Raw genomic sequence first — 1,761 nt, 5'->3', positions numbered from 1 at the left:
TTTTCTTTGCGCAAAATAAAATTATTGAACATTTGGAGTATTTATAATAGTGAAATTAAATTAATGCAACACTAGTGTTGCCAAATGAATAAAATAATGAATCAGCCCTATGAATTTAGTGTAAACGTCCTCTTACTGAAGATTCTCTATCAATTATATATGAGTAGAAGGAAAGTACAAAATGCTATGCAGAATCGGTCTCTGCGGATCGTTATGTTGATGGATGGATATGTATCTATTGATTTTGATGATTTACCGAGTGAAGTAGCAAATGAGCTGGTGCAATATGGTACACAGTGCATCGGAAAATCCACTTATGTATATGTATTTGGTGGAGGGAGAAACCGAAGTGATCAAGCAAGCTGGTGTTGAATTAGGACCTTTACATTCAGTAACGATGGATACGCTAAAACATGTGGGGTAAAGCATTTCACAAGTCAAATGAAGCTTGGTGCTCAGTCAATAACAGGTATAGCAGTTGAGAGTCTTGAAGGTGGTTAATGTTCAGCATGTGGGTTCGTAAAAAAATGTGATTCATGATCCATTAACTACTTTTTTTCACTATCAATACAATCCCTTTTCGCTTGGCAGCCGCATGTATCAGGTCTAATTCAATGTGCATTCGTTCAGTAAGTACACCGCGGTCTATATTGCTAAGAATTTCATAATAAAAAGACACAAGAAAATCACTAGGGAATTTATCATATAAGGACATACATAGAGTCTCCTTTCTAATAACGAGGCTAAACTCAATAATAATAGATGTATAAAGAAGACAAAAACATTATTGTACTTTCAAATAACATTTTTGTCTTCTTAGCTTATTAGAGCAATCTGTCATAGTAAATAAGTGACGGTGGATTAGTTGTTATTATACTTTTGACGTATAGTAAAAAAATAACCCTCTCTAGAAGAAGGATTAAAAACGTTCAACTTAGATAGTTGTTATGCAAGAAGGTGTTCAATTGATTAATCCTATTAGGTTTTGGATTAGTGCGATTATTAGTACGACATGCGTGATATCGGCCCCGCCTACGCCAAATACCGTGATAGCCACTGGTGCTATCCAACCTACTGTCATCATATATGAAAGCGCTGTCATTTTCAAGTGTAATCTAAAAAATACTGATCGTTCGTTTGAGGGCATATGAAAAACACCTTAATCTATCGTTCATTCATAATAATCAGGCAGGAGAATTTCGAACATATTTTTCTAACTACTTGTTGTTATTTGACCTTTATTATGATAAATTATTACTTCTCGGGTCGAAAAAGCTGTGATGATAGCGATTGTTATATTCGTTCCTCGAATCCTTTTTGGCTCACCATTTAACTAAGGAATGGCAGACGCGCTAGAAGTAGGATCTTGTATCTTTGAATGGGGTACGATTCTCTTGAGCCGCAACCAAATAATGAAATTAATATTTCATAAAACACTTGCGCAGAACTTTTCGTCGTGGTACAGTATTGAATGTCGCAGAAGACGACTGGTCGTTTCGTAAGCAACTCACAAAAATAACTTTTAAAAAGTCGTTGCGTAGAATTGTTTAGTGTGTTACGATGGTAAATGTCGCTAACAAGTGACGGTTGTTGCTGAAAAGTAGCAGCGAAGAGTTCTTTGAAAACTGAACAAAAGCCAAGCGAAATAGAGATACATGTTATCTCGTCAATTAAATCCTATCAGTTAGATAGGTTGAAATAAATTAGTATCGTTAGCGATGCTTTTGAGCTATGTTGTAACACAAACGTGAAGCAACTCAA

At 35.4% G+C, this 1,761-nt stretch carries 2 protein-coding genes; one reads left to right on the top strand and one right to left on the bottom strand.

Annotated features, from left to right (window positions below; translation table 11 throughout):
- The first annotated feature begins 84 nt into the window (after positions 1–84).
- Complete coding sequence (locus SAZ04_RS21465) at positions 85–372, top strand: hypothetical protein (RefSeq protein ID WP_332699501.1); 288 nt, start codon at positions 85–87, stop codon at positions 370–372.
- A gap of 172 nt (positions 373–544) precedes the next feature.
- Here SAZ04_RS21465 and SAZ04_RS21460 read toward each other — a convergent pair whose 3' ends face one another.
- A complete protein-coding gene (locus SAZ04_RS21460; protein WP_332699498.1) occupies positions 545–715 on the bottom strand; it encodes a hypothetical protein in 171 nt (56 codons plus the stop codon).
- Between the last annotated feature and the right edge of the window lie 1,046 nt (positions 716–1,761).

It is taken from the genome of Halalkalibacter lacteus (genome assembly GCF_036663595.1).
In the GTDB taxonomy this organism is placed as follows: Bacteria; Bacillota; Bacilli; order Bacillales; family Bacillaceae_D; genus Halalkalibacter; species Halalkalibacter lacteus.
Note: the sequence above shows the minus strand (reverse complement) of the source record. Positions and strands in the feature narration are given on the sequence as shown.

Excerpts from the sequence above, each read along its gene's own strand:
- SAZ04_RS21460 (WP_332699498.1), bottom strand. The coding sequence starts at position 715 with ATGTCCTTATATGATAAATTCCCTAGTGATTTTCTTGTGTCTTTTTAT.
- SAZ04_RS21465 (WP_332699501.1), top strand. The coding sequence starts at position 85 with ATGAATAAAATAATGAATCAGCCCTATGAATTTAGTGTAAACGTCCTC.